The 2,814-nt window shown below is 58.1% G+C and carries 4 protein-coding genes; 1 reads left to right on the forward strand and 3 read right to left on the reverse strand.

Going from position 1 to position 2,814, the window contains the following annotated elements; genetic code table 11:
• Positions 1 to 146: 146 nt before the first annotated feature.
• Genes ABSG20_RS33955 through ABSG20_RS33965 form a run of 3 tightly spaced genes read right to left on the reverse strand, consistent with a single transcriptional unit; the run spans position 147 to position 1,997 of the window.
• Positions 147 to 374, reverse strand: a complete 228-nt coding sequence (locus tag ABSG20_RS33955; RefSeq protein WP_423868809.1) for a hypothetical protein — start codon at positions 372 to 374, stop codon at positions 147 to 149.
• Positions 371 to 1,084: a Fic family protein gene (locus ABSG20_RS33960; RefSeq protein WP_423868810.1), complete on the reverse strand. Its 714-nt coding sequence runs from the start codon at positions 1,082 to 1,084 to the stop codon at positions 371 to 373. Before ABSG20_RS33960 ends, ABSG20_RS33955 begins: the two co-directional genes overlap by 4 nt.
• Positions 1,032 to 1,997 (reverse strand): helix-turn-helix domain-containing protein, encoded by a 966-nt coding sequence (locus ABSG20_RS33965; RefSeq protein ID WP_423868811.1) that lies wholly within the window; start codon positions 1,995 to 1,997, stop codon positions 1,032 to 1,034. The genes ABSG20_RS33960 and ABSG20_RS33965 overlap by 53 nt, the downstream gene beginning before the upstream one ends.
• 221 nt (positions 1,998 to 2,218) lie before the next feature.
• Here ABSG20_RS33965 and ABSG20_RS33970 point away from each other — a divergent pair.
• Positions 2,219 to 2,814, forward strand: a 596-nt coding sequence (locus tag ABSG20_RS33970) for an acyl-CoA dehydrogenase family protein (protein WP_423868812.1), incomplete at its 3' end; no start/stop codon positions are given.

Below are 2,814 nucleotides of genomic sequence, written 5' to 3' on the forward strand. Positions count from 1 at the left end.
GGCGCGGGATGGAACTCGTAGGATGGGTGGAGCGAAGCGATACCCATCTCTTCTGTTCGCCGATGGGGTTCGCGAGATGGGTTTCGCGAAGAGCTCAACCCATCCTACACCAACGAGGCTGCTCGTGCATTTCGGAAGCGGTTTTCTTAAGCCCCGGTACCGAAAGCGGGCGGACATGCACGCCGTTTGCCTTGGTGCCCTGCAGCAGCGTCACGTGGCGCAGATGCCTGGCCTGCCGCGGCCGGCGGGTCGAGCAGGTTGCGCAGCATCCGGTCGTTGGTCTTGATCTGCTCGCGTTCCCGGCAGCCGGCAACCAGTCCGGGGCGCTCGTACGGAGAGAGCATCGGCTCCGTCAAAAGTGAGTTCAGCTTCATGTGCGCGCCCCTGGCACTTTCGCAACAGCCTTGCCTTCGAGGGCTTCCTGAACGAGCTTGCCAAGGAATTGCGCAAACGGAATAGTTTTCTGCCCGGCGCTGGCTTCTTCCAACGCGGCCATATACGCATCGCGCCGTTCCAGCGGAACGATGGTCCAGGGGTGACCGCCCGCGGCGAGCATGACGTTCATCAGGAACCGCCCCAGGCGTCCGTTGCCGTCCAGGTACGGGTGTATATAAACGAACACAAAATGGCCGAGGACGGCACGCACGGCAGGATGTCCCTCGCGCTCCAGCAACTCAAAGAGAACTCGCATCGCGTCGGCTACAGCGTGAGAGGGTAACGGAACGTGCATCGAGTTCCGGATGTAGACCGGGCTGTTCCGATAGCCCGCAAGACTGCCCGGCTGCATAAGAGCCGCTGTGACACTCGGGGCAAATAACTCGCTATACCACCCACCGTGGTCGTCGTCGGCGACGGTACCCGGATTTTTATTTTCAAGAACTGCGCGCACACTGTTTTTTACGGCTTGAAAAGCCTGCCAGTAACCGCGTGTGGCAAGAGCATCGACGTGTTTGCGATCTTCCTTATGGACGGCAGGATTCCAGTTGCCACGACGTACCCGCTCGATCAGATCGACGCTGACGCGGTATCCTTCACTCGCAAGCTTGATGCCGGGCGATCTGATATTCGCGAGGCGACATGCCAAATTTCCTTCGGAAGCAATGATTGAAATGTGAAATATCGCCGAAGCCGCAGGAGAAGGCGATCTCCGCAATTGATTGATCCGACAGGCGCGTCAAGCCCGTGGCGCAAAGTTGCAGCCTTGCATCCCGGACGTGCGCACCAAAGCTCGACCCCGTCATCTCGAACAATCGGTGCAGATACCGCGGCGAAATACCAAAGCGGCGGCACGCGGCCTCTACCGAGAGAGCGGGGTTTTGCAGATTTGCGTCGATGAAACGCATAATGGAATTGAGTAGCGCGGCGCGGGCCGATTCCCGGAGATCGGTTTGTGATTTCGCTGTCGCGTCGACCAGCGAAAGAGCGACCATCTCGGTAATCATGTTGGCAACAGACCTGCCCGCTGACGCCGGAATGGCGTGGGGCTGCTTCAGGACGGATTGCAGGAAATCGACGGCAAGCATGCCGAGCGGTGTGTCCCTCGACACACGCTTTGTCGTCAGCTGCGCGGAGTCGCCGATCAGCGGATCGAGCATCTTTTTCGGTATTCTAAAGGAGTACGTACTTGGGTTACCGCGGTAATCGAGGTCGTACGGTTCGGTCGAGTCGACGATATAAAATTCGTTTGGCCCAATGAGGACCGGACGGCCGCGCTGTTCTGCCAGCACCTCGCCCCCGATTTGCATGTTTACGAAATAGTATTCGAGAGGCCTCTTTCTGATTTCGGCGGGGCCGCGAACGATGCGATGCGCCTCATGCCGCAGGCTGGTTACGTTGACTTCGGAAACAAGATCGGCTGAAACGCTGCCCGTGAATCCCGACCCGGCGCGTTCCCTCTCTCGCCTTGGGTCGAGCGTAATGAATGCTTCGCATAGCACTTCACGCCAAAATCCGAATTGTTCCTTGGTCCGCAGAGTCTCGGTTGACCAGAAAGGCATGACACTCCCTCCCGATGTGATGGACACAATAGCGCCGATGGAGCGACCCGATGCTGAGTTAATCTTGTGCGACCATAACATAAAGCAAAAATTGTGCCAGCTCATTCAGACGCCGGCCACAGGTGTGCGCTGCAGCCCAATCTTTTTGTCTTCGCAGCCCAAGATTTATCGTTCGTCGCGATGGCAGCCTTGCTCGATCCGCAACGCAAGGAGACTTGGCAATGGCCATCGATTTTACGCTAAGTGCAGATCAGATCGCCCTCAGGGAGGGAGCAAGGGAGTTTGCCAAACAAGTTTTGAAAGACGTGCGGCCAACCATCCGGAAGTACGCGAAGCCGGATGAGCGCTTCTACGCTATCAAGCCTTTTGTCAAAAAGGCCGCGGATGCCGGCTTCGTCAAGGGGCTTCTTCCAAAGGCGTATGGCGGGACCGATATCCCGACCCTTGACTTCGCGCTGGCCGCAGAAGAACTGACCGCGGTCGATATCAATGTTCCCACCACCGTTCTTGCCAATGGCCTGGGCCTGAAGCCAGTTGCGATGTTCGGGTCGGAGGAGCAAAAGCGGCGGTTCTTTCCGGACTTCGTCGAGGACGGCACGCGGCTCGCTGCCTTTGCCTATACCGAAGTGACGGGGGGTGCCAATTATGACACCCGGGATCCTCGATATGGCGTGCGGACCTTTGCGATCCGCGAGGGTGACGAATGGGTCATCAACGGAGAAAAGCACTACACCACGAACGGATCCGGATGGGACGGCAAGAACTGCCATCTTTACGCGGTGGTGTGTCGTACAGACCCGAACAAGAGCCCCCAGGA

The sequence above is a fragment of the Bradyrhizobium sp. genome (assembly GCF_049512235.1).
Taxonomy (GTDB): domain Bacteria; phylum Pseudomonadota; class Alphaproteobacteria; order Rhizobiales; family Xanthobacteraceae; genus Bradyrhizobium.

Bases quoted from the DNA above. Each gene is read 5' to 3' on its own strand.
- ABSG20_RS33955 (WP_423868809.1), bottom strand. From the start codon at position 374: ATGAAGCTGAACTCACTTTTGACGGAGCCGATGCTCTCTCCGTACGAG.
- ABSG20_RS33965 (WP_423868811.1), bottom strand. From the start codon at position 1,997: ATGCCTTTCTGGTCAACCGAGACTCTGCGGACCAAGGAACAATTCGGA.